Consider the following 23,567-nt stretch of genomic DNA (forward strand, 5'->3'; position numbering starts at 1 on the left):
GCTCAGTAGCTCAGTCGGTAGAGCAAAGGACTGAAAATCCTTGTGTCGGCGGTTCGATTCCGTCCTGAGCCACCATTCATGCGGGTGTAGTTTAGTGGTAAAACCTCAGCCTTCCAAGCTGATGATGAGGGTTCGATTCCCTTCACCCGCTCCATTAGGGGCCTATAGCTCAGCTGGTTAGAGCGCACGCCTGATAAGCGTGAGGTCGGTGGTTCGAGTCCACTTAGGCCCACCATTCCGCAGTAGCTCAGTGGTAGAGCAATCGGCTGTTAACCGATCGGTCGTAAGTTCGAATCTTACCTGCGGAGCCATTTTTTACGGGGAAGTACTCAAGTGGCTCAAGAGGCGCCCCTGCTAAGGGTGTAGGTCGCGAAAGCGGCGCGAGGGTTCGAATCCCTCCTTCTCCGCCATAATTTTTGGCCCCTTGGTCAAGCGGTTAAGACACCGCCCTTTCACGGCGGTATCACGGGTTCGAATCCCGTAGGGGTCATTCTGAAAAAGAGACAGTATACATTTAAATGTATACTGTCTCTTTTTCTATTAAATTTTTATAATAATAAAAAACACTGAAGTATCGAGTGCTCTGCAGCTGCTCTGTACTCCAGTGTTTTTATATTATTTATCTTCAATATAACTGTCGCCCTTATGATAGGGGATATCTCCAAGAGGTGATTCAATATTTTCTTCGTCCAGTTCTTCCATATATTTTTCTGCATCTTCATTTCGAACAAAGCCGGCAGGCTCTCCTGTAATATCAGAGGCAGCAAACTCTTCATATTCTTCAGCTTCTTCATCATCTTCTGTAGCATACAAATCATTGTAATCCCTGTTTTCATTGCCGGCAAAGTCTGAAGGAGTTTCGGATGTTCCTGACTTCGCGATTTCCTGGAAGCTGTCTTCATAATCCCGGGCCGCCCCGGATCTGCGTTCAGCAAAGGAGTTAGGCTCTGCCATAAGTAAGATGTCATTTTCAACAGGGCGATCGTCAGGTACGGATTTTTCGGCATCTTCAATACATACGGTCGTGTATGGGATAGCTTCTAAACGCTCGAATTGGATCTCCTTGCCGCACATTTCACATGTGCCGTACGTACCTTCCTTGATCGCTTGGAGAGCGTGCTGCACTTTATTCAGTTCATCTTCAGCATGTATATTCAAAGCCATATCTTTCTCCCGTTCATATAGCTCGGTCCCCATATCTGCTGGATGATTATCATACATCGATAACTCGCCGACTTCTTCTGGTGCTGGTTCAGTTATTTTCGTTTCTTCTTCTGTTTCAGTTAAACGTTTTTCCATAGCTTGTAATTCTTTTTCCAAATCCTTTATCTGTTCTTTAGTTAACAAGTCACTCACGACCCTTTCTGTATGGCTTTCTCGATATACAGTGAAATCAAAAAAGCTCTGTTACTTCAGTCATTCCCTGTTTATCAGGAAACATAAACCTTTCCAAAGAAAAAACGCCTACCTTTTTTTAGTGTAGACGTTTCCGCGGTAATTTATTCAGATGAAATGAGCGATCAAAATGCCGATGCCTAAAAGAAGTCCAAAAAGAGTATTGGTTACTCCGGTGTCTTTCATTGCGGGCATTACCTGGATTGGCTGCTCGTACTGCCGGAATGTTTTCACCGCATGCAGCGGCTTGGGAATGCTTACAAGTACAAGCAGTGCCCAGGCAGAGACATGGCCGGTCAGGACAAGTACGATAATCCAGAGATAAGAAACGACAAAGAATGACGCAAGAATTTTTACGGCATTTGGACGGCCGGTTAAAATGGCAAGCGTTTTACGTCCGCCTTTTGTATCGCCGGCGATATCACGGATGTTGTTTGCCAACATGATTGCTGCCACTAAAAGCATGCTCGGTACAGACAGCAGAATGGCATCGCCTGTAACAGTGCCTGTCTGAATGAAGAAGGCTATAAGAATTAACAGCATGCCCATTACGAAACCTGAAACTAGTTCTCCGAATGGCGTATAGGCAATCGGATAGGGGCCTCCGGTATAAAGATAGCCGATCAGCATTGCGACTGAACCTACGGCCGCCAGAACCCATGAGGATTCCATACAGATATAGATACCAAGTATTACGGACAGACCGTACAAAAGCAACGCGAGATTCAAGACAGTATTCGGTTTGACGCCATTGCGTACGATCGTACCGCCGATCCCGATGGAATGCTCATCATCGAGCCCTCGTTTGAAGTCATAGTATTCATTGAACATATTCGTTGCCATCTGCAAGAACAGGCTTGCAGTCAGCATAGCTAAAAATAGCGGAAAATGAAGCGGACCGTATTGCAGCGCGATCATAGTTCCTAAAAAGACAGGAGCAAAGGCGGCTGTTAATGTATGCGGACGAGTCAATTGCCACCAGACCCGCCACCCGGTTGTGGATTCTATTGTTTGTTGCACGTGTAATCTCTCCTTCTATAGTCATCAAATGCTATTATACCGCAAAAACAACTGGTTGGGTAAGACGAATGTTGTTTGTCGAAGGTCGTATTCAAATGGAAGACCTTATCATATTACGTCATGTGTTCAATGTGATAGAATGAAGATACTTATTGTTCAGTGTCTGCACATCTGGACGAAATTTATCGTATAACTTAATGATTGTTGATAAGGAGAGAGAAGGATGAACCGGAAATTGACCGATCGAGTAAAAAAAACGCTGCCTATAAATGCTAACGCTCGATTTTTTACGGAAACAGTAGAAGTGGAAACACTTAGTCCACTGGCCTTTTTTGAAGCGGGTCGCTCGGATTATGGGGATCACCGCTTTTTTTGGCAAAATGCAGATAACACGGTCAAGCTTGTCGGTATTGGACGGGCTGCTGTACTGACTGCGGACACAGAGCGTTTCCAATCGATATCTGCACAATGGAAAGCGCTGTGCGGAGGGCTGATCAAAGAAGAAAAAGACATGGATCCTGTTTTATTCGGAGGTTTTTCATTCGATCCAGAGACCAGGCAGGATGAAGAGTGGCTGGCTTTCCCGGGAGCTTATTTCACGGTGCCTTTATTTCAGCTGAAAATAAAGAACGGCAAGACGTATGTTTCCATAAACTATGTAACAGAAGAAGCAGAAGCCGCTGCTGAATTTGAGGCGCTTCGCCAGGAACGTGATCGCCTGACTCATATCGCTGAAGTAGAAGATTTCACAATACAAAGCAAGCCTGCTCTTATTTCCCAGACAGAGATTGATACGGATCGATATATGGATGCTGTCGGGAAAGTGACATCGCAGATTAATAAACAAATAGCAGAAAAAGTGGTTATTGCCCGAAAAATTAAATTGACATTTGAAGAAGATTTTCAGCAAACAGCTGCACTGAATGCGATTACCAATGAACAGCAGTCGAGCTATCATTTTGGGCTGCAAATAGGTGCCGACATGTTTTTTGGCGCTACACCGGAAAGGCTGGTCGAGATCAAGAATGGACAAGCCTATTCAGCATGCGTGGCCGGATCCATTCATCGGGGGAAATCGGCGAAGGAAGATCAGCAGTTAGGCGAGCAGTTGCTGCGTGATAAGAAGAATCGTGAAGAACATCAGTATGTAGTGGATATGATCACAGAGGTCTTTACGGAATTCTGTACTTCATTGCGAGTGAATAAAACGCCTAAATTGCTGAAGGTTCGTGACATTCAGCATCTGTTTACACCGGTAGAAGGAACACTGGCGGAAGATATGGATATTTTTCGTTTAGTCGAAGCTCTTCATCCAACGCCTGCGCTCGGCGGTGTGCCGCGTAAGACTGCTCTTGAAATCATTCGGGAAGAGGAACAGATGGACAGAGGATTTTATGCAGGTCCGATTGGCTGGACGGATGCTGCGGGTAACGGCGAATTTGCAGTGGCAATACGATCAGGTCTTCTGAAGGGAAACGAAGCTTATTTGTTTGCAGGCGGCGGCATTGTGGCGGATTCGAAACCGGATGAAGAATACGCGGAAACATGGGTGAAATTCCGTCCAGTTCTGCGTGCCCTTGGAGGAAGTTTACATGAATAATCACAAAGCAGCTTTAACAAACTATGTACTTCGTTTAACAGAAACACTTATACGGCAGGGAGCCAATCGGGCAGTCATCAGTCCTGGATCCCGTTCCACGCCTTTAGCTTATGCTTTTTCTAAATCAAAGGATATGAAAACGTATGTTCATACGGATGAGCGGTCTGCAGCCTTTTATGCGCTGGGTCTGGTGAAAGCGACAGGGCGGCCTGCTGTCCTATTATGTACGTCAGGTACGGCGGCTTCGAATTATCATCCTGCGATTACCGAGGCTTATTATGCACGTCTTCCGTTGATAGTCATCACAGCAGACCGTCCGCATGAACTGCGTGAAGTAGGAGCACCCCAGGCGATCGATCAAATCCGTATGTTTGGAGAACACGTAAAAGAAAGTGTGGACTTTCCAGTGCCGGAAGATCGTCCGGAAATCTTGGATTATATGGAACAGCGTGCGGTTCGCCTGCTTTCAACAGCAAAGACTGCACCGCAGGGTCCTGTTCATTTTAATGTGCCGTTCAGAGAACCTTTGCTGATCGATTTCGACGAACAGCAGCCGTCCGGCAGATTTCAGCAGCAATTACTTGCCGAAGTTCAGTTGTCTCAGCCAATGAAAGACGTGCTCTTGAAGATGCTTAAGGATGCGAAGCGAGGAATCATCATAGTAGGAGAGCAGCCGCCTGCTTTGCCTAAGGATCAATTCTGGCAATTTGCAAAGAAAATGCAGTGGCCGGTGTTATGCGATCCGTTATCAAATCTGCGTGCAGAGATACCTGCTGACTGCACCGATTTATGTGTTGATCAATATGATGCATTGCTGAAAAGCGGGTCATTCAGCGATCGTGTACAATCTGACTGTGTGATTCGGTTCGGTCCGCAGCCTATCTCAAAACCATTAACATTGTTTTTAAAGAAAACCCGTCCAGAGACGTATATTGTTGTGGACGAATCACCGAATTTCCGTGATCCTCTGGCATTGGCTACACATCATCTGCAAACTTCTGCAGCGAGTGTCTGGAATGCATGGGATCTACAGTTCGAGAAATCCGAATATACTGCTCTTTGGATGAAAGCGAATAAAATTTCCAGTGATGTACTTAGAGAAGATGAACATTTCAAAGGTGATGAAGGACATGTCGTCCGTCAATTTATAGAAAATCTGCCGAATAAATCGGATGTTGTGTGCAGCAGCAGTATGCCAATCCGGGATCTTGATACGTTTTTCCAGAAAACAGAGAAAGATATCGCGCTGTTTTGCAATCGGGGTACGAATGGTATCGACGGTGTCGTCTCGACAGCACTTGGTGTACAGCAGGGCCGCAACAGAAATACGTATTTATTGATCGGTGATTTGGCATTCTTGCATGATATGAATGGTTTAATCATTTCACGCCTGCAGCAGACAGATCTAACGATTGTTGTTATTAACAATAATGGCGGCGGGATCTTTTCCTATTTACCGCAAGCATCTGTAGAGGATCACTATGAAGAATTATTCGGCACGCCGACGAACCTGACATTTAACCATATTGCAGCTATGTACGAAGCGCAGTATGATGCAGTATCTACAGTAGAAGCATTTGAAGAGGCACTGCGGAAGGATAAGTCGGCAGATCTTCGGGTTATTGAAGTCTTTACAGAGCGCTCGGAAAATGTGGAAGCACATAGAGCGGTCTGGAGTGAAATTGCGAAAAGAGTTGAAGCCATTGAAAGCTGAGCTGATGGATATTCGGGGTTTATCAACTTATGTGGAATGCCACGGCAATAAGCAGTCACAAGCAGTTGTTCTGCTGCATGGATTTACAGGCTCGGCGAATACGTGGATAGAAATAACTCAGCAGCTATCAGCGGATTACTATGTAATTGCCGTTGATTTGGTCGGTCATGGCAGGACGGCGTCTCCTGAAGATCCAAGCCGCTGTCGTATCGAAGAGCAGACAGCTGATCTGCATAATCTGCTGAGAAAATTGCAGGTCACAAAGCCCGTGCTGCTTGGATATTCCATGGGGGGCCGTGTTGCTGCGGGATATGCTTATGCATATTCTGAAGAAATCTCAGGCTTGATACTTGAAAGCAGTTCGCCTGGACTGCGTACAGCAGAAGAACGGACTGCTCGCAGAGAGTCTGATGCCATCCTCGCGAATCGGATAGAGAATGAAGGTATCGAGAAATTTGTCGAATATTGGGAAGCTATTCCGCTGTTTGATTCGCAGAAGAAACTCTCACAAGAGCAGCAGCTTGCAGTGCGAAATGAACGTCTAAACCAGGATTCCGGCGGTTTAGCCAACAGCTTAAGAGGGATGGGCACAGGCAGTCAGCCGTCTTACTGGGGAGATCTTTCATACTTTAATTTTCCCGTATTGCTGCTGACAGGCAGTGAGGACGCGAAATTTCAAAATATTGCCCGGGAAATGAGCCGTTTATTGCCAAATGTACTGCATGAAACGATTATAGATGCGGGGCATGCACTTCACGTGGAAAAACCCCGGCAATTTGCTACAATGGTAAAGAGCTTTTTAAAACAGTTTGATAAATGAGGAGGAGTTTGAATGACGCGTCAATGGGAAACACTTCGTACATATGATGATATTAAATATGAAATGTACAATGGTATTGCAAAAATTACCATTAACCGACCGGAAGTACGCAATGCGTTCCGTCCGAAAACAGTAATGGAAATGATTGATGCTTTTTCACGTGCACGTGACGATCAGCGTATTGGAGTTATCGTCTTAACTGGTGAAGGAGAAAAAGCTTTCTGTTCAGGAGGCGACCAATCGGTGCGCGGTCACGGCGGATATGTCGGGGACGATGATATTCCTCGTTTGAACGTGCTGGATCTTCAGCGCTTAATCCGTGTGATTCCAAAACCGGTTGTTGCAATGGTTGCAGGTTATGCAATCGGCGGCGGACACGTACTTCACGTAGTTTGTGATTTGACGATTGCTGCAGATAATGCACGTTTTGGTCAGACCGGACCGACTGTCGGTTCATTCGATGCAGGTTACGGTTCAGGCTATCTGGCACGGATTGTAGGACATAAAAAAGCCCGTGAAATCTGGTACTTATGCCGCCAATACGATGCTCAGGAAGCATTGGATATGGGTCTCGTGAATACAGTTGTTCCTTACGATCAGCTTGAAGATGAAACCGTTCAATGGTGTGAAGAAATGCTGAGCAAGAGCCCGACAGCACTGCGTTTCCTGAAAGCTGCAATGAATGCAGACACAGACGGACTGGCGGGACTTCAGCAAATGGCCGGAGACGCAACACTTCTTTATTATACAACGGATGAAGCAAAAGAAGGCCGCGATGCATTTAAGGAAAAGCGCAAGCCGGACTTCGATCAGTTCCCGCGTTTCCCGTAAAGAACTTGAAAGCTGCCTATAATGGGCAGCTTTTTCATTTTATACATATGAGTTGAAAGGAGTATTAATTGATGATGATTCCAAATTGGCTGCTGCAGCGGGCAAAATTGACGCCTGAACAGTCAGCGCTTCCCGGCAAATCGTTTCATGAATTGTATCAAGCATCACTCAAAATAGCACAGCAGCTTCATCATACAGGAGTAAAAGCAGGTGACCGTATCGCATTGCTGAGTCTTTCCAATGAAGAAACGGTACTGTTTATCCATGCATCATGGCTTCTGAGCGCAGAAGTCGTCTTCCTCAACAACCGTTTAACAGAGTATGAGCTGGCATGGCAGGTGAGTGACGCAGAGCCGGGTATGATCCTGGTCGATGATCGAATCACAGAAGCTTTCCATTTTGAAGGAATCGAATGTATATCGTATTCTGCCGTTCGTAAAAAACCTGCAAAAGAATTCACTATGCTTACGCAATGGGATGAGGATCGCACACTATCCATTATGTATACGTCAGGCACGACAGGCCTGCCGAAAGGGGTTCGGCAGACAGCAGGAAATCATACATCGAGTGCGCTCGCGTCCGTATTAAATTTAGGACTGACAGATCGGGATTCTTGGCTTTGCATGATGCCGTTATTTCATATTAGCGGACTTTCCATCGTAATACGCTCCGTTATTTACGGAATGGAAATGCGCCTTTATGAAAAATTCGATGCACAGGAAGCAGCAAAACAAATTATTGCAGGGACCGTTACTTCGATGTCGGTGGTGGCGCTGACTTTGGATCAAATTGTACGTGTCATGGAAGAAGAGAACAATAAAGCGCATCCTTCATTTCGGACTATGCTTGTGGGCGGCGGTCCGGTACCACTTGATTATCTGCAGCGGGCAGGGGCTTGCGGGCTGCCGATATTGCAGACATATGGCATGACGGAAACCTGTTCACAAACCGCGACACTCGGAAAAGCAGATGCCATGCGTAAACTTGGCTCTGCCGGAAAGCCATTGTTCTTTAATCAAATCACCATTAAAGGCACTGACCAGGCAGGAGAAGTGGGAGAAGTACTCATCAAAGGGCCGCATGTGACTCCGGGCTATATTGGTAGTCATAGCGGCCGTTCTCCGCTTACGGAAGACGGCTGGCTTGCCACGGGGGATGCGGGCTATCTGGATGAAGAAGGCTACTTATTTATCGTTGACCGCCGGGCTGATTTGATTATTTCAGGCGGGGAAAATATCTATCCCGCAGAAATCGAAAATATCCTGCTCGCGCATCCTGCTATCCGGGAAGCAGGAGTCTGTGCAAATGAAGACGAGCGCTGGGGGCAAGTACCGGTTGCTTTTGTTATAGCGAAAGAAGTGTCGGAAGAAGAACTGCTGGCATACTGTGAACAGCACCTGGCACGCTATAAAATGCCAAAAGAAATCAGATTCACTGAACAGTTGCCGCGGAATGCTTCCAATAAATTAATGCGGTTTGAATTGAAAAAATGGCTATAAAAAAACGGGTCTGTGCCCAAATAGATTCTTGACAACTTTTCATGTATGTATTTCGAAAGTGCTGCTGCAGTTTGGCAGTGTGTGGATTTAGTATGTGCGGATTTCGTTGCTCGACTTTGCAGGAAATCTGAATGATATGTAAGTTTGCAGTTTGAATCCGCTTCGGCGCTGGGGGATTGCCGCCATGAGCCTACTGGCAAAGAACGTGCCAGCAGTCTCACAGCAACGGCCGACCCCGCAGTTGCGCCTTCGCTGGTGTTGGAGAAAGTATGTCATACTGATTTTTTGCAAAGTACTGATTTAGTTGGTATGCATTCCGTTTCTCGACTTTGCAAACACATTGATCACAAGAATCTTAGCTTTTGCAGAATACTAAGTATTGCATGAAATACCACTTGTTATAAAAGTCTCAGACGGTCTTGCTCATACTGCCATCCACACAAAAAGTCCTGAAAAACAAGCCAGTGTACCGGAGTGGAAGGCGGCGACTCTGGGAGGATCAGCCCGACAGGTGAGACGACTTGCGGGAGCTTGCGACCAAGTCGGCTCACCGCGGGCCCTCCAGAACGCGTCCGCCTGGAACGCAGGGAAACGGTTTTTTCCCACTTACCCTCCTATACTGCATAAACTATAAAAACTGCTCATGAAATAAACTGTCAAGCACATGTTTTGGTGAAGAACTAAAAAAACAGCAGATTAAGTTCTGCTGTTAGTTTTGTAGAGCTTTTTCCAATACTTGAAGATTACGCTCCATCAGGGAGAAGTAGTCTTCTTTATTTTTTATATCTTCATCTGTCAGCACGCTCAAATTATGAAGTGTCAGCGTCTCGGCATTCAGTTCTTTCTGAATGACTTCTGCTAATTTAGAGCTGACATTCTGTTCGAATAAAATATAATGAATATCTTTCTTTTTCGCTTCTTTAACAAGTCCAGCCAGCTGTTTTTGAGACGGCTCGTTTTGTGAGTCCAAACCTGAAACGGCAAGCTGCTGCAGACCGTACGTATTCGCTAAGTACCCGAATGCTGCATGCGAAACGAAAAAGGTTTTGTTCGGCGATTCGTCTGCCATCGTTTTGTACTGTCTATCGAGCGCTTCCAGCTCGTCATACAGTACGCTGAAGTTTTCTTCAAACTGTGCTGCATGTTCAGGCAGTTCATCGGAAAGCTCATCCTTGATTTTCTCGGCAAGCAGCGTACTGAGATAAGGGGAAATCCATACATGCGGGTCAACTGCAGACTCCTCGTCTTCAGAATGTGCTTCTTCCTCTTCGCTGTGTCCTTCATGCCCGTGTTCATGGGAATGACCAGCTTCCAGCTCTTCGGAATCAATGGCATCTGCTACAGGTACAAAGTGGACAGATTCATTTTGCAGTGTTTTTTCGGTTTTCTGCACGAAACCTTCAAGGCCGAGTCCGATATAGAAGAAAAGATCTGCTTTTGACAGACTCATCATATCTTTTTGCGTCGGTTCAAATACATGCTCATCGGTTCCCGGGGGATAGATGGATTGGACATCCACCAGGTCACCGCCGATCCTCTCTGTAAAGTATTGCAGAGGGTATACGGTCGTATACACACTTAGTTTTTCTGAAGAAGCAGATTCAGTTTCATTGGTTGCTTTGTTGCTGCATCCGCTTAATGCCAAAAGTATCGCAGCTGCTAAAAAAAGATAACGAATTTTCATTTATGAAAGCCTCCAGGACCGTAATCGGAATGATTACTATTTAGATAACTTCCTCATCATACAAGATTCTTTTTCTGAATGCAACAATGTTTATTAGTATTCAGCAGAAATAAGAATTATGTCTAAGTTCGAGTGTCAGTCAATCAGATGCAATCACGCCGGGGCATGACCGGAATTACTTTTCCTGCATTTTTTTAGGAGGTACCGGATCAAATCCGCCTTCATGGAAGGGATGACATTTCAATATTCTTTTAACAGCGAGCCAGCTCCCTTTAATGGCGCCGTGTGTTTCAATTGCCTCGACGCCATAATGCGAGCAGGTTGGATAAAAGCGGCAAGAAGGCGGAGTTAATGGCGATATAAATCTCTGATAAAACCGAATGATAGATACAAATATTTTTTTTAGCATAATCGCTTCACCTTCCATTGTAAGTAGGTTTAGTTTACCGACTTAAGTGGTAAATTAACAGAGAGAAGCTTAAAACCATCAGAAGGAGTGTTTTTTTATGTCTAAGGAATTAATTCAGGAATTGAACAAGCAGGTATCTACCTGGTCGGTCATGTACGCTAAGCTGCATAATTATCATTGGTTCGTGAAGGGACCTCAGTTCTTTACTCTGCACGCAAAATTTGAAGAGCTCTACAACGAAGCGACAGAGCATATGGATGAGATCGCTGAACGTGTGCTGACGCTGGGCGGAGAGCCGACTGCTACATTAACGCAGCATTTAGAAGGTTCAGTTGTCAGTGAAGCAAAAGGAACGGAAAAAGCGAATGAAATGGTACAGGCATTGGTCGATGATTTTGATAAAATCATGAAATCATTGAAAAAAGGCATGGATTTGGCTGCGAAAGATAGCGATGATATGACAGAGGACATGCTGAATGCCATTTATCAAAGCATCGAGAAACACCAATGGATGCTGAATGCTTTTCTCGGCGAAACAAATGAGTGACAAACCTTCATTCAGCAGGAAAACAGCCGATACTAAGAAGTGAATAGCAGGAAGGAGTGAACGATATGGATATCAATTCAATCATGTCCAGTCAGTTGAGAAGCTTGCAATCAACCGTTCAAATGAGTGTAATGACAAAAGCTCTTTCAATGGAAACTTCTGCGGTTGCGGAAATGTTGAATAATCTGGACAGTCAGCCTGTCGCTGTACACCCTCATAAAGGCGCGTCAGTCGACATCAAGGCTTGATTGCAAAGGACACATCTCGTATGATTAGAGATGTGTTTTTTTTCGATGGGACAGCACGAGGGTCAAATAGTACATATAAGAGTAGGAGGGTATCGATTATGGCGCAAGGTCAATTTTTGAGAAATATAATTATTGAAACACCATCTAAACCAGGTAATTTAGGGAAAGTGACGATGGCAATCGGTCAGTTGAATGGTGATATTGGTGACATCCAGACGATTAAAGTCGGCACGGTCTCTACAATTCGGGAAATCGCACTGCTGTGCAACGATAAAGAACATTTGAATGAAATTGTTGCAGCGGTGGAAGATTTGAAAAATGGCATTAGAGTGCATGCTGTGACAGATGATGTTCTTCAGGCGCATGAAGGCGGAAAGATTCATATGAAGGCCAGCCATCCGATTCGTTCCCTGGCTGATTTGCGCAGAGTATATACACCGGGCGTTGCGAGCGTCTGCAAAACGATCCAAGAAGATCCAGAACAGGCGAATTATTTTACAGGAATTTCGAATACTGTCGCTATCGTAACAGATGGAACAGCAATTTTAGGACTGGGCAATATCGGCCCTGTGGCTGGAATGCCTGTTATGGAGGGGAAGGCGGTACTGTTTGACCGGTTCGTCGGTATCAGTGGAATTCCGATTTTATTGGATACAAGTAATCCTGATGAAGTGGTGGAAACAATCAAGCACATCCATCAGGGATTTGGCGCGATTTTATTGGAAGATATCGGAGCACCGCATTGTTTTGAAATTGAGGAACGGCTGAAAAAGGAGTTGTCGATTCCCGTCATGCACGATGACCAGCATGGTACAGCTGTCGTTGCGCTGGCTGCCGCATTGACCGCCTGTAAGCATGTCGGTGTTGAGCTGGCGGAATCAAAAGTCGGTCAGATCGGACTGGGTGCGGCAGGTCTCGCGATCAGCAGAATGTTCATGGCTTACGGTGTTAAAGAGATGAAAGGCACAGACTTAAATCCTAAAGCGACAGCTATGATGGAAGAGTTTGGCGGTACTGTCGCAGAATCGATGGAAGAAATTATGGCAACATGCGATTTGATCATTGCGACAACAGGTGTAGCAAATTTGATTAAGCCGGAAATGGTACGTAAAGGACAGATCATTCTGGCCTTATCGAACCCAAATGCGGAAATCATGCCGGATGTTGCGCTTGAAGCAGGTGCAGCGTATGCAGCCGACGGTCGTTTAGTAAATAATGTTCTTGGATTCCCCGGAATTTTCCGCGGTGCTTTGAACGCAAATGCTAAAGAGATTACGTACCCGATGCTTATTGCCGCAGCACTTGCGATTGTCGAAAGTACGAAACGCGATGATCTCGTGCCGCATCCGCTTGATCCAAATGTACATGTCAATGTGGCATTGGCGGTTGAGCGAGTCGTTTATGAAGAACAAGTAAAATAAGTTGTATCGGCCTACTAATCTTTATTGGTTAGTAGGTTTTTACCTATTGATTTACCGAATATTTTCATCAGAAATGTCCATGCTACGTAAAAAAGAAAGTAGGATGGTTATGCCTGATCAAAAATATACGATGTATGTATCAATGAGTCACAAACAAGTTCTGCTGGATCCGTACTCTTCACCCTGGGAATATAAAGTAGAGGTCACAGAAGAAGCATATCCTGTTTTCGAGCGATTATTTGCACAGATGGAACGTCTGGAATTTCGAAACTTTCTGCGCGCACACTTACCCTATATTCCTTATCACTATGACAGGGATAATGACGATATCGATCTGAGAATGAAGAAAGTCTACGCACTTATTCATGAATATACAGATGAAGACTCCAAACGTTTTATCGAAAAACTGCCCTTCTTTCGTTGATTCGGCATACGTCTTTCCGCTACACTAAGGGAAAGGATGTGAGCCAGATGCTGAAGTTTGAAGACTTGCAAGGTGCCGATGTTGAACTGACATTCGGTCCGAATCAACACCAAATAGAATCGCGTCATGTGCTGGTCGTCATAAAACATGAGGGACGCTGGCTGCTGACGAAACATCGGATACGCGGAATTGAGTTTCCTGGAGGGAAAGCGGAACCCGGCGAAACAATAGAACAGGCTGCTATCCGCGAAACTTATGAAGAAACAGGTGTTACGATTGAAAAAGTCCGGCCTTTTGCCGAATACGTGGTATTTACGGAGCCGCCTTTTAGTAAAGCAGTATTCACAGGTATTGTCACCGAAATCGATCACCATCACACATTACTTGAAACCGAAGGCCTCGTCTGGATGACAGACGATGAATTGGATATGTGTACAGATCTCAGTTTTCATATGAAAGATCGAGGGATGAATGAACTGCGGAAGTGGGTGGAAGCCGATGCGTGAGCGAACAGACGGAAGTATTAGTAAACGTAAAGAATATCCCTCACCGAATCCGAAAGTTCGCTTAGAGGAAGTAACATACTGGTCTGACGGCTTGCAGGTGAAAGGAATGCTGGCAACGCCCAAAGCGGAAGGGCATTATGATGGACTGCTTTATTTACGCGGCGGTATCCAGCATGTCGGTATGGTTCGCCCGGCGCGGATTGCACAATTTGCTTCTCACGGTTTGGTAGTGTTCGCTCCTTATTACCGCGGAAATCGTGGAGGGGAAGGGAAGGATGAATTCGCAGGTGACGACCGGAATGATGCAGTGGCTGGAGTGGAGGTGCTGAAACAGCAGCAGTTTGCCGACTCAGAGAGAATTCATCTGTTCTCTTTCTCGCGCGGCGGTATTATGGCACTGTGGACTGCGATTCTCAGGGAAGATTTGACATCGATGGTAACATGGGCAGGTGTATCTGACGTAGTATTCACGTATAAAGAACGTGAGGATATGCGCAGGATGATGAAAAGGGTAATTGGCGGGACCCCGAATAATCAACCTGACGCGTACCGTGAACGGACTGCATTATTCCGTGTGGAAGAGATCACTATTCCTGCGCTGATCATTCATGGGACGATGGACATAAATGTTTCTTTTGAACAGGCATTGTTGCTGGAGAATGCTCTGCGTGATGCCAATAAAGTATATGAAACTTGGTATTTAGAAGGCTATACGCATTATATTCCGCCCGAGATGAACCGGCGGCTTGTAAAAGATGCGGTTGACTGGATGAAACGCCAGGGCTATTAACGAAAAAATCCTTGCAGAGTAATTCTGCAAGGATTTTCTCATTCTATTACAAGGCAGGTGGTCCGCCCTTGATCGCGATATCTTCTGAAAGATGATCGAACTTCTTGAAGTTCTCGCGGAAAGCGGCAGCCAGACGATTTGCTTCTTTATCATATTCTTCAGGATCTTCCCAAGCATAGCGCGGGTGAAGTACATTGCTTGGCACGCCTTCAATTTCAAGAGGCATTTCCAATCCAAAGATTTCGTTCTTTTTAGTTTCTACATTATCCAACTTGCCGGCAATGGCTGCACGAACCATTGTACGGGTATAGCCCAAGTTCATACGTGAGCCCACTCCGAAAATTCCGCCGGTCCATCCTGTGTTGACCAGGAACACCTTCGATCCGTGCTCGTCGATTTTCTTTCCGAGCATTTCTGCATATGTTGCAGCAGGAAGCGGTAAAAAAGGTGAGCCGAAACATGTAGAGAATGTCGGTTCCGGAGCTGTAATACCACGCTCAGTACCTGCAAGCTTGGAAGTGAATCCGCTCAAGAAATGGTACATTGCCTGTTCTTTTGACAAGATCGAGATTGGAGGCAGAACGCCGGAAGCATCAGCTGTCAGGAAAATGATATTTTTCGGATGACCTGCAACAGAAGGCGTTACGATATTATCAATATTTTCAATCGGGTATGCTGCACGCGTATTTTCAGTCAAAGATTTATCATCATAATCAGGAATACGTGTCACTTCATCCAATACGACATTCTCAAGTACAGAACCGAAACGGATCGCTCCGAAAATTTCAGGTTCTTTTTCTTTTGAAAGATTGATACATTTTGCATAGCATCCGCCTTCAATATTAAATACACCGTTGTCAGACCAGCCGTGCTCATCGTCACCGATTAATTTGCGGTCTGCGTCAGCGGAAAGAGTTGTTTTACCTGTTCCTGACAAACCGAAGAATAGTGCTACATCGCCTTTTTCTCCAACGTTTGCTGAACAATGCATGGATAGAATATCATTTTCGGGAAGCAGGAAGTTCATGACAGAGAAGATGGATTTTTTCATTTCACCTGCGTATTCTGTTCCGCCAATCAAGATAATACGTTTTTCTAAAGACATAATGACGAATGCCTCAGAATTCGTGCCGTCGACTTCTGGATCTGCTTTAAAGGAAGGAGCAGCCAAAATCGTGAATTGTGATTCGTGAGCCTGTAATTCTTCTGCAGTGGGACGGATGAACAATTGGTGGACAAACAGGTTCTGCCAAGCCAGTTCATTGATGACTTGAATAGACAGTTGGGAGTCTTTGTCAGCGCCCGCAAATCCTTTAAAAACGAAGAGCTCATCTTTTTGCTGTAAATGATCGATGACTTTCGTGTATAATGAATCGAATGCTTCGGAAGAGATCGGGCGGTTTGTACTGCCCCAGTCCACTTTGTCTTTAGACACTGCATCTTCGACGATAAATTTATCTTTAGGAGAGCGTCCTGTATATTTCCCTGTACGTGCTGTTAAAGCGCCGTCTGCTGAAAGTTCAGCTTCATCTTTAGCGATTGCTTTTTCCGTTAATTCCGCCACAGACGCTTGGATCGTCACGTTGCCTCCTGATAGAAGGCTTTTTAAACTATCATCAATTTTTGCAGATATCATAATTACATACCGTCCTTTGCGTAGTCGTTTTATTTGAGTAGAACATCTTAATTCGTAAATAGTATAACACATTAAGAATAATAATCTATACTAATTAAAAACTCAAGTGATTTGGTATAAAAAATTTGACAAAATGTAAACTTTTTTATACTATGTGACATGAACGGATACTCTTATCCCGAGTTGGTGGAGGGTACAGGCCCTGTGAAACCCGGCAACCTGCAAAAGACTGATGTCTTGCGCGAAGGTGCCAAACCTGAAGCAAGGTTGAATTCCTTGGACGATAAGAGTGAAAGGTGCTGCGCGTGAAATTATGCCTTTTACTCATGGAAAGAATATGAGTAAGGGGCTTTTTATATTGAATTCAGCGGGTATGCCTGCTGAATTCAATATAGCCGCCGGCGGATGTCATAGATTTTGAAAGGAGTCAATCGCAAAAATCGCGATTCAAAATCTAGACGCAATTCCGCAGGTGCGGAATAGATTTAGTCTAGCCCTGAATCCTTATGGTATTTGATTGACGTCATTTCAGGCGTGGAACTTTACCAGGGACTTATGAGAGTACCGTATCATGTTGCTTAATAGGGGGAAATAAAATGACAAACCGTCGACTGTTTACATCAGAATCAGTTACTGAAGGCCATCCTGACAAGATGTGCGACCAAATATCAGATGCAATCCTGGACGCGATCTTAACTGAAGATCCAAACGCTCGTGTAGCATGTGAAACGAGCATTACGACAGGACTTGTATTAGTAATGGGAGAAATCACTACGACAACGTATGTGGATATCCCGAAAGTTGTGCGTGAAACCGTAAAAGATATTGGCTATACGCGTGCGAAATACGGATTTGATTACGAAACATCAGCTGTTTTGACTTCTATTGATGAACAGTCACCTGAAATTGCGGCCAGTGTAAATGTAGCATTGGAAGCACGTGAAGGTTCCATGTCAGATGAAGAGCTGGATGAAATTGGAGCAGGGGACCAAGGTTTGATGTTCGGTTATGCCTGTAATGAAACAGACGAATTAATGCCGTTGCCGATCAGCCTTTCCCATAAGCTGGCACGCCGTCTGACTGAAGCGCGTAAAGAGGAGCTTATCTCTTATTTGCGTCCAGATGGAAAAACACAAGTCACTGTAGAGTATGACGAGAACAACAAACCTGTGCGGATTGATACAATTGTTATTTCTACACAGCATCACCCGGAAGCAACTCTTGAGCAGATTGAAAAAGATGTAAAAGAAGTAGTCATAAATGCAGTTGTCCCTGCACATTTATTAGATGAAAACACGAAATACTTTATCAATCCGACAGGAAGTTTTGTAGTCGGAGGGCCGCAAGGGGATGCAGGTTTGACAGGCCGTAAAATAATCGTCGATACGTACGGCGGCTATGCACGTCACGGCGGCGGAGCATTCTCAGGCAAGGATGCTACGAAAGTGGACCGTTCTGCTTCCTACGCAGCGCGTTATGTCGCGAAAAATATTGTAGCGGCAGGATTGGCAGAACACTGTGAAGTACAGATTGCCTACGCTATCGGCGTCGCGAGCCCGGTATCTATTTCAATCAATACTTTTGATACTGGCCGTTTGTCTGAATCAAAATTGGTTGAATTTGTCCGTGAATTATTCGATCTGCGTCCGGCCGGCATTATCAAAATGCTTGATCTTCGCCGTCCAATCTATAAACAAACGGCAGCTTATGGTCATTTTGGCCGTACGGATATTGACTTGCCATGGGAAAAGACAGATAAAGTCGAAGCATTAAAAGAGCTTGCAGGCAAATCAGGCGTTAAGCAATAATTGAATTGAAGTGAGCAGAAAAAGCAGAAAGCAGGGAAATCCTTCTTTCTGCTTTTTTTCTATGCTCAAATAGTATAATCTAATATATAGAACATTCAGAAACCAAAGGGGGCATTTGGATGACGACTATACAGGAAACAAAGTCTGTGCTTGATATGGATGCAGCAGAGCTGAAAGCTGAATTGGACAGTGGACGTATTACTTCCAAGAAGATAACAGAAGCATTTATTGAACAGTGTAAAGCGACTAATACAGCGGTGAATTTTTTGGTGGAAGAAAGATTTGCCCAGGCGCTGAAGGAAGCGGATTGGGCTGATGAACAAAGAAAGTCAGGAAATGCGCAAGGCAAACTGTTCGGCGTACCGATCAGTATGAAGGAATCCTTTGATGTGGCAGGCATGCAGACAACTGGCGGACTGCCGCACCGAAAAAACCGGGTATCAGAGGATAACGCGGAAATTGTGCGGCTTCTGAAAGCAGAGGGTGCCATCATTATCGGTAAGACTAACACGCCCGCTCTCTGTTTTTGTCAAGAGACGGAAAACACACTGTATGGCCGTACGAATAACCCGCGCGATCTGGCAAAGACAGTCGGCGGGTCGAGCGGAGGGGAGGGTGCGGCAATCGCCTTAGGAGCTGCGGCAGCCGGGATTGGCTCAGATATCGGCGGGTCGATCCGCATACCCAGCCACTTCAATGGAATTATAGGTTTTAAATCCGGAAACCGCCAAGTCTCTTCCTGTGGCAGCTATCCTGCAGAAGAACATCCGCTGCAGCAACGAATGCTTGGCATCGGCCCGATGACCAAGTCTGTCCGGGATGCCAAGTTTATATACGAAATCATTGCCAATAAGCCTTTGGTAAAGAATAAACTGGAAGAGTTCACCCTTACATTCTTGGGAAAAACGAATCTCCCTCTTTCCAAGCAGACAGAAGGATTCTTGCAGACAGTTCAAGGTTTTTTATCAGACGACCAATCTGTGGCTGAGGGAATCCCGCCTTATTTCCATGAAACCGCTCTTTTATGGCAGGAAATCATGTCGATCGACGGAGCGCATGGCGCGGCGAAGGAAGCATTCGGCCATCGCTCAGTGCAGCCGGTGAGGGAGTATTTAATGGACAAAGCGGGGAAAAGGACAGAGCTGCACCGTTATTTATCTTGGGCGCTGATTGGTGCATCGCTGTTTAAACCTTCTGCTGAACGGGTGAAGGAAATAGAAGCAATGATTGCAGAAAGGGATGTGCAGCTGGCCCGCTATTTAGACAAACGAATTTTGATTTTGCCCGTTTATCATTCGGCTGCGCCTGCACATGGCATCGTATATAAGGAATTATTCTCCATTCGTAAAACCTATGCCCGCTATATCCCCTATGTCGCCTATGCAAATGTCTGGGGACTTCCCGCTTTGACTGTACCGGTTGGCGCTGACGCTGAGGGCATGCCGATTGCTGTGCAGCTGGTGAGCTCAATCGGCAATGAAGATGCATTATTCAAGCTCGGGAAGAAGCTCGAGAAAGCATTTACAGGTTACTCGCGCGTGATTCCCTCATTCATTTGAAAAACAGTGGCACGGTCTCTTCCAGCGCTTTCCGGCAGAGATTGCAGACGATTTACCGCTGTGTCTTTTTGCTGATAATCTTTTGTAAGAAACGCACGTCCAAGGAATCTGTAACTGGAAAGTCCTCAACTTGAATTGTTCCGCTGTCCGTGAATTGAACGGCGGCTTTTCTGCCCCGTAATCCGTGCGGTACACCAGGTGAGGGCATCCCGCTGCAGACAGACGCTCATTCGCTGCGAGTCTTAAAAACTGATTCATTGACCGTCTTCACTTCTTATTCATCTTCTTCGATCTGTTCTTTAACTTTCTCAATTTGTTTGATTTGCTCCTGGTACTCTTCTTCCACCTCTGTCGTGCCGGGAATAAGCGGTTCTTCATTGTAGTCGACCCGCTTTCCGTAGCGCAGAAGTTCGTAAATGACCATGCCGTTATTCGGCTTGCCGTTAAACGTTTTCATTGGAATTATATCAAACAGCACGTAATAGAAAGCATAAAAGATGAACCGGTTCCAAAACGTCTTGAATTCTTCCCAGTAACCATTCGCAAGCAGTGCGTTGATGATCAGGGCGATGAAGAGATTTATCAAGATGGGACCCGCATAGATACATATATAAGCGAAATTTCTGTCTGATTTTATAGAATCAAAAGAAAACCAGCTGTAGACGTGATAATATTTTCGAACGTCAAAGATCAGAAAAGTAAAGAGCCGGGGACCTGTGCCAATCGTCAATCTTGGATTTTTTACGCCGAATAACCCGCTGATTAAAAAATAACCTGCTTCCCGTATGAAAATTACAACGGGTAATATGATGAAGGCAGATATTGTCAATCCAATCAGGTCCTTCATACCGAACATGTTAGCCTCTCCTTTAATTCTGAAGTTCCTCTTTCCAATAAAATACCCATTTCGAGCTGATTTGAACCGCGCTATTCCTGGATTGATGAAAGAAGCTAACATGAAATGTGTTTAGTTTATCGGTTCTGGGGAAAATACATATTAGTAAGAAATACACAACATAATCTTGAGGAGGAATTGTTAATGGCTAAAATTGCAGTAGAAAAACCATTTGATGATGTAAAACAGGCGTTGGAGGAAAAAGGACATGAAGTAAAAATGTTCGAAAGTGATGAAGAAGTGAAAGGTTATGATATGGGCGTCGTCAGAGCGTTGAGTGATGTAAATATAGATCAATTCGACTTCCCTGTGGTAAGTATCGAAGGGAATTCGGTACAGGATATCGTTGATGATGTGGAAAAGAGATTGCAACGTTAATATAGCTTAAAAACGGTTCTCCAATTGGAGAACCGTTTTTTTATTGACAGAAGTTGTCTAAAACAGTAAACTGTTCAACATTGACTTGTGAGTCAATCAATAATTAGAAATGAGTTGAAGTATCGTTTATGTCACCCCGAACAAGTGAAAAGTTTAAAGAAATCCGTGATATTCGGCAGCAGCAGCTGAAGGATGCAGCAATCGAATTATTTGGGATGAAAGGTTTTGCGGCAACTAAAATTAGTGAAATTACGAACAAGGCAGAACTAAGCCACGGTTTGTTCTATCATTATTTCAAATCAAAAGAAGAATTATACGTTACCGTTCTGATAGAATTGCTGGAAACGTTAATCGAAGTAATTGATGAAGCAGAAGAACAATCCGAAAGCCCGCTGATGCAATTGGAATGGCTGACAGATGTCACACATTCCGGACCGTTGAAAGATGGAGTTTACCGTCATATTCTTATCATGCAGGCTCTATATTCAGATCATTTACCTGCAGAAACAAAAGAAAACATAGTGGAAAGATATCGTTCCATGGTGATTCGGATTGCTCTGATTATTGAAAGAGGCCAGATAACCGGTGATTTCATTGAAGGGGATCCTGAAGAACTGGCGATTTACCATTTGTCTTTGGTTCATGGATTACTGTTATCCAATGCACGTAAAATGGTGCCGATCGAGGTGTCTGTAGATAAGGTGCTGCGTCAGTTGAAACCTTGTGAAGATCGGGGGGAGCACGCATGAACCGTATGCTGAAACCAACGATTATTGCGATTTCAATGGCGACCGTTATGGCGGGTGCAGCGATTTCTCCTGCACTTGGATTAATTGCTTCGAACTTCTCGGATGCTGATCCGGTCATGATCAAGCTGATTTTGACAGCACCTTCTTTGTTTATTATTCCATTTACTTTTATCTCGAGTTACTTAACGAGTAAAATTTCGAAACGCATCATTGTGCTTATTGGGTTATCGATCTATGTAATTGCAGGGGTAGGCGCACAGTTTACGAATACAATTGAGATGCTTCTTGCTTTCCGTTTTATTTTGGGTGCAGGTGTAGGTTTAGTCATGCCACTCGGGATTACGCTGATCAGTGACCACTTCAATGGTAGAGAACAAGTCAAATTGATGGGCTATAACTCCGCTTTCAGTAATTTTGGCGGGATTTTAACCATGATGCTGGCAGGTTATTTGGCATCGATCAGCTGGCGGGCACCATTTAACGTCTATTTAATGGGTGTAGTAATCTTTATCATGGTCTATGTCTTCTTACCAAAAGATCAGCCTCGTAAAAAAGAGAAAGATACACCTAAATTAAAGTTGCCACTAGCGATATATGGCTATGCGTTAGCTTCAGCGGGTATCATGCTCGTCTATTATTCAGTTGCTACGAATATGGCATTATATCTTGAACAAAGTAATATAGGCGGTTCAGAACTGGCGGGTACCGTCATTTCATTTACGACAGTTGGCGGAATGATCACGAGCCTGACGTTGATTCAGCTACAGGATGTGCTGAAGTCTTATATTATTCCAATCAGCTTACTGGTGATGGGTATTGCATTTACCGGTTTAGCTTTGAGTCACTCAGTCCCGATTATATTGGCTTGTACATGTATGGTTGGTTTTGGACAGGGGATTCTCTTTCCGATCATCAACGTCAAAGCACTGGGCTTAGTGAATCCTTTACACAGTGACAAAGTGATTGCTGCCATTTCAAGCTCTATTTATGTCGGACAGTTCAGTTCGCCACTTGTACTGGATGGTATTGCAAGACTAGCAGGTTTCCCTGCGATCCGTTTCCAATATACAGTAGTAGGTATAGGGCTGGGAGTCGCAGTCGTGTTGATGATGTTGTACCGTATAATCAGAAGAACTAAGACATCGATGGAAGAGGCGTAACAGCACGAAAAAAGACGTCACCGAATGAATCGGTGACGTCTGTCATTATTGGATTACATTTGTGTCTCTAGATTATCAACTGTTTGATATTCTTTCATTAATGATTGAAGCGGCAGCTCGTACAACTGCTTGCCGTCGATCTTAAATACCCCATTTGAGACCAATTCTTCAATAACTTCATCACGCTTTGTTTCTAAAATATTTTCAGCTGTCTTCATCGTACTTTTCCTCCTTGATACCCTTCTTAACTATAGCCATTTACTGCTCTTTCTAAACTTCTGCGGAAAAGTTTCAATAGTGCAAATTTTTCTTTGCATACGGCGATGGATGCAACCGACAGCAGTAATGTTCTCTACTTCAGATGTTTACAACTGTGTCAATGGCACGGTAATCGCAGCAGAAGGTGGATAGATGGCATATTAAGCAGAAAAACAGCCCAATATGGCTGTTTTTTTGTTTATGGCTACCAATGTG

Annotated in this window: 23 protein-coding genes, 5 tRNA genes and 1 riboswitch; of the genes, 21 read left to right on the top strand and 7 right to left on the bottom strand. The window is 44.7% G+C overall.

The features are described from left to right. Nucleotides 1-80: 80 nt before the first annotated feature. From GDZ68_RS07845 to GDZ68_RS07865, 5 genes are all read left to right on the top strand, one after another. Nucleotides 81-154, top strand: a tRNA-Gly gene (locus GDZ68_RS07845). A gap of 4 nt (nucleotides 155-158) precedes the next feature. Continuing rightward, a tRNA-Ile gene (locus tag GDZ68_RS07850) sits at nucleotides 159-235 on the top strand. A 1-nt stretch (nucleotide 236) separates the two neighbouring features. After that, a tRNA-Asn gene (locus GDZ68_RS07855) sits at nucleotides 237-311 on the top strand. An 8-nt stretch (nucleotides 312-319) separates the two neighbouring features. Next, a tRNA-Ser gene (locus tag GDZ68_RS07860) sits at nucleotides 320-410 on the top strand. Nucleotides 411-418: 8 nt separating this feature from the next. Then, nucleotides 419-490, top strand: a tRNA-Glu gene (locus GDZ68_RS07865). 125 nt (nucleotides 491-615) lie between these two features. Here the strand turns inward: GDZ68_RS07865 and GDZ68_RS07870 are convergent. Further along, a complete protein-coding gene (locus GDZ68_RS07870; RefSeq protein ID WP_228551044.1) occupies nucleotides 616-1,356 on the bottom strand; it encodes a TraR/DksA C4-type zinc finger protein in 741 nt (246 codons plus the stop codon). 147 nt (nucleotides 1,357-1,503) lie between these two features. Next, a complete protein-coding gene (locus tag GDZ68_RS07875) occupies nucleotides 1,504-2,415 on the bottom strand; it encodes a 1,4-dihydroxy-2-naphthoate polyprenyltransferase (RefSeq protein ID WP_153721736.1) in 912 nt (303 codons plus the stop codon). A 223-nt stretch (nucleotides 2,416-2,638) separates the two neighbouring features. Between GDZ68_RS07875 and GDZ68_RS07880 the strand changes: the two genes are divergently transcribed. The 5 genes from GDZ68_RS07880 to GDZ68_RS07900 all read left to right on the top strand — a co-directional run bounded on the left by GDZ68_RS07880 (nucleotide 2,639) and on the right by GDZ68_RS07900 (nucleotide 8,879). After that, nucleotides 2,639-4,015 (top strand): isochorismate synthase, encoded by a 1,377-nt coding sequence (locus tag GDZ68_RS07880; protein WP_153721737.1) that lies wholly within the window; start codon nucleotides 2,639-2,641, stop codon nucleotides 4,013-4,015. Then, nucleotides 4,008-5,729 carry a 2-succinyl-5-enolpyruvyl-6-hydroxy-3-cyclohexene-1-carboxylic-acid synthase gene (gene menD / locus GDZ68_RS07885; protein WP_153721738.1) on the top strand — a complete coding sequence of 574 codons (1,722 nt, stop codon included), beginning with the start codon at nucleotides 4,008-4,010 and terminating at the stop codon, nucleotides 5,727-5,729. The genes GDZ68_RS07880 and menD overlap by 8 nt, the downstream gene beginning before the upstream one ends. Continuing rightward, the gene (gene menH, locus GDZ68_RS07890; RefSeq protein ID WP_228551045.1) at nucleotides 5,719-6,549 is read left to right on the top strand and encodes a 2-succinyl-6-hydroxy-2,4-cyclohexadiene-1-carboxylate synthase; all 831 of its coding nucleotides are present in this window, start codon (nucleotides 5,719-5,721) and stop codon (nucleotides 6,547-6,549) included. Before menD ends, menH begins: the two co-directional genes overlap by 11 nt. Nucleotides 6,550-6,561: 12 nt before the next feature. Next, nucleotides 6,562-7,380, top strand: a complete 819-nt coding sequence (menB, locus tag GDZ68_RS07895) for a 1,4-dihydroxy-2-naphthoyl-CoA synthase (protein ID WP_153721739.1) — start codon at nucleotides 6,562-6,564, stop codon at nucleotides 7,378-7,380. A gap of 71 nt (nucleotides 7,381-7,451) precedes the next feature. Next, nucleotides 7,452-8,879 (top strand): o-succinylbenzoate--CoA ligase, encoded by a 1,428-nt coding sequence (locus tag GDZ68_RS07900; RefSeq protein WP_194841096.1) that lies wholly within the window; start codon nucleotides 7,452-7,454, stop codon nucleotides 8,877-8,879. 709 nt (nucleotides 8,880-9,588) lie between these two features. Here the strand turns inward: GDZ68_RS07900 and GDZ68_RS07905 are convergent. Both GDZ68_RS07905 and yidD read right to left on the bottom strand, forming a co-directional pair. After that, the gene (locus GDZ68_RS07905) at nucleotides 9,589-10,563 is read right to left on the bottom strand and encodes a metal ABC transporter solute-binding protein, Zn/Mn family (RefSeq protein WP_153721740.1); all 975 of its coding nucleotides are present in this window, start codon (nucleotides 10,561-10,563) and stop codon (nucleotides 9,589-9,591) included. 175 nt (nucleotides 10,564-10,738) lie between these two features. After that, nucleotides 10,739-10,972: a membrane protein insertion efficiency factor YidD gene (gene yidD / locus GDZ68_RS07910; protein ID WP_153721741.1), complete on the bottom strand. Its 234-nt coding sequence runs from the start codon at nucleotides 10,970-10,972 to the stop codon at nucleotides 10,739-10,741. Between the two features lie 97 nt (nucleotides 10,973-11,069). Here yidD and GDZ68_RS07915 point away from each other — a divergent pair, with 97 nt between their 5' ends. The 6 genes from GDZ68_RS07915 to GDZ68_RS07940 all read left to right on the top strand — a co-directional run bounded on the left by GDZ68_RS07915 (nucleotide 11,070) and on the right by GDZ68_RS07940 (nucleotide 14,908). After that, entirely contained in the window at nucleotides 11,070-11,519 is a 450-nt protein-coding gene (locus GDZ68_RS07915) for a Dps family protein (protein ID WP_153721742.1), read from the top strand. A 65-nt stretch (nucleotides 11,520-11,584) separates the two neighbouring features. Continuing rightward, nucleotides 11,585-11,767 (top strand): putative motility protein, encoded by a 183-nt coding sequence (locus GDZ68_RS07920; RefSeq protein ID WP_153721743.1) that lies wholly within the window; start codon nucleotides 11,585-11,587, stop codon nucleotides 11,765-11,767. Between the two features lie 98 nt (nucleotides 11,768-11,865). Then, on the top strand, nucleotides 11,866-13,188 hold the full coding sequence (locus GDZ68_RS07925; RefSeq protein ID WP_153721744.1) for an NAD-dependent malic enzyme: 1,323 nt from the start codon (nucleotides 11,866-11,868) through the stop codon (nucleotides 13,186-13,188). A gap of 109 nt (nucleotides 13,189-13,297) precedes the next feature. Further along, nucleotides 13,298-13,612: a transposase gene (locus GDZ68_RS07930; RefSeq protein WP_228551046.1), complete on the top strand. Its 315-nt coding sequence runs from the start codon at nucleotides 13,298-13,300 to the stop codon at nucleotides 13,610-13,612. 47 nt (nucleotides 13,613-13,659) lie between these two features. Further along, nucleotides 13,660-14,118, top strand: coding sequence for an NUDIX hydrolase (locus GDZ68_RS07935; protein ID WP_153721745.1), 459 nt, complete (start codon nucleotides 13,660-13,662; stop codon nucleotides 14,116-14,118). Continuing rightward, nucleotides 14,111-14,908, top strand: a complete 798-nt coding sequence (locus GDZ68_RS07940) for an alpha/beta hydrolase family protein (RefSeq protein WP_153721746.1) — start codon at nucleotides 14,111-14,113, stop codon at nucleotides 14,906-14,908. Before GDZ68_RS07935 ends, GDZ68_RS07940 begins: the two co-directional genes overlap by 8 nt. Nucleotides 14,909-14,954: 46 nt before the next feature. Here the strand turns inward: GDZ68_RS07940 and pckA are convergent, their stop codons facing one another. After that, nucleotides 14,955-16,544: a phosphoenolpyruvate carboxykinase (ATP) gene (gene pckA, locus GDZ68_RS07945; protein ID WP_153721747.1), complete on the bottom strand. Its 1,590-nt coding sequence runs from the start codon at nucleotides 16,542-16,544 to the stop codon at nucleotides 14,955-14,957. Between the two features lie 170 nt (nucleotides 16,545-16,714). Further along, nucleotides 16,715-16,834: riboswitch (SAM riboswitch) on the top strand. A gap of 306 nt (nucleotides 16,835-17,140) precedes the next feature. On the opposite strand from pckA, the gene metK reads away from it, so the two are divergent. Both metK and GDZ68_RS07955 read left to right on the top strand, forming a co-directional pair. Beyond that, nucleotides 17,141-18,352, top strand: coding sequence for a methionine adenosyltransferase (gene metK / locus GDZ68_RS07950; protein WP_153721748.1), 1,212 nt, complete (start codon nucleotides 17,141-17,143; stop codon nucleotides 18,350-18,352). A 119-nt stretch (nucleotides 18,353-18,471) separates the two neighbouring features. After that, nucleotides 18,472-19,911: an amidase gene (locus tag GDZ68_RS07955; RefSeq protein ID WP_228551047.1), complete on the top strand. Its 1,440-nt coding sequence runs from the start codon at nucleotides 18,472-18,474 to the stop codon at nucleotides 19,909-19,911. A gap of 274 nt (nucleotides 19,912-20,185) precedes the next feature. On the opposite strand, the gene GDZ68_RS07960 is transcribed toward GDZ68_RS07955, so the two are convergent. Further along, nucleotides 20,186-20,767 (bottom strand): hypothetical protein, encoded by a 582-nt coding sequence (locus GDZ68_RS07960; protein ID WP_153721749.1) that lies wholly within the window; start codon nucleotides 20,765-20,767, stop codon nucleotides 20,186-20,188. Between the two features lie 183 nt (nucleotides 20,768-20,950). On the opposite strand from GDZ68_RS07960, the gene GDZ68_RS07965 reads away from it, so the two are divergent. From GDZ68_RS07965 to GDZ68_RS07975, 3 genes are all read left to right on the top strand, one after another. After that, nucleotides 20,951-21,184 (top strand): YkuS family protein, encoded by a 234-nt coding sequence (locus tag GDZ68_RS07965; RefSeq protein ID WP_153721750.1) that lies wholly within the window; start codon nucleotides 20,951-20,953, stop codon nucleotides 21,182-21,184. 128 nt (nucleotides 21,185-21,312) lie between these two features. Next, nucleotides 21,313-21,933, top strand: coding sequence for a TetR/AcrR family transcriptional regulator (locus GDZ68_RS07970; RefSeq protein ID WP_153721751.1), 621 nt, complete (start codon nucleotides 21,313-21,315; stop codon nucleotides 21,931-21,933). Further along, nucleotides 21,930-23,093 (top strand): MFS transporter, encoded by a 1,164-nt coding sequence (locus GDZ68_RS07975; protein WP_228551048.1) that lies wholly within the window; start codon nucleotides 21,930-21,932, stop codon nucleotides 23,091-23,093. Before GDZ68_RS07970 ends, GDZ68_RS07975 begins: the two co-directional genes overlap by 4 nt. 53 nt (nucleotides 23,094-23,146) lie before the next feature. Here GDZ68_RS07975 and GDZ68_RS07980 read toward each other — a convergent pair whose 3' ends face one another. Further along, nucleotides 23,147-23,311: a Fur-regulated basic protein FbpA gene (locus GDZ68_RS07980; protein ID WP_153721752.1), complete on the bottom strand. Its 165-nt coding sequence runs from the start codon at nucleotides 23,309-23,311 to the stop codon at nucleotides 23,147-23,149. Nucleotides 23,312-23,567: the final 256 nt, after the last annotated feature.

Origin of the sequence: Sporosarcina cascadiensis, from assembly GCF_009650995.1 — a bacterium.
GTDB lineage: Bacteria > Bacillota > Bacilli > Bacillales_A > Planococcaceae > Sporosarcina > Sporosarcina cascadiensis.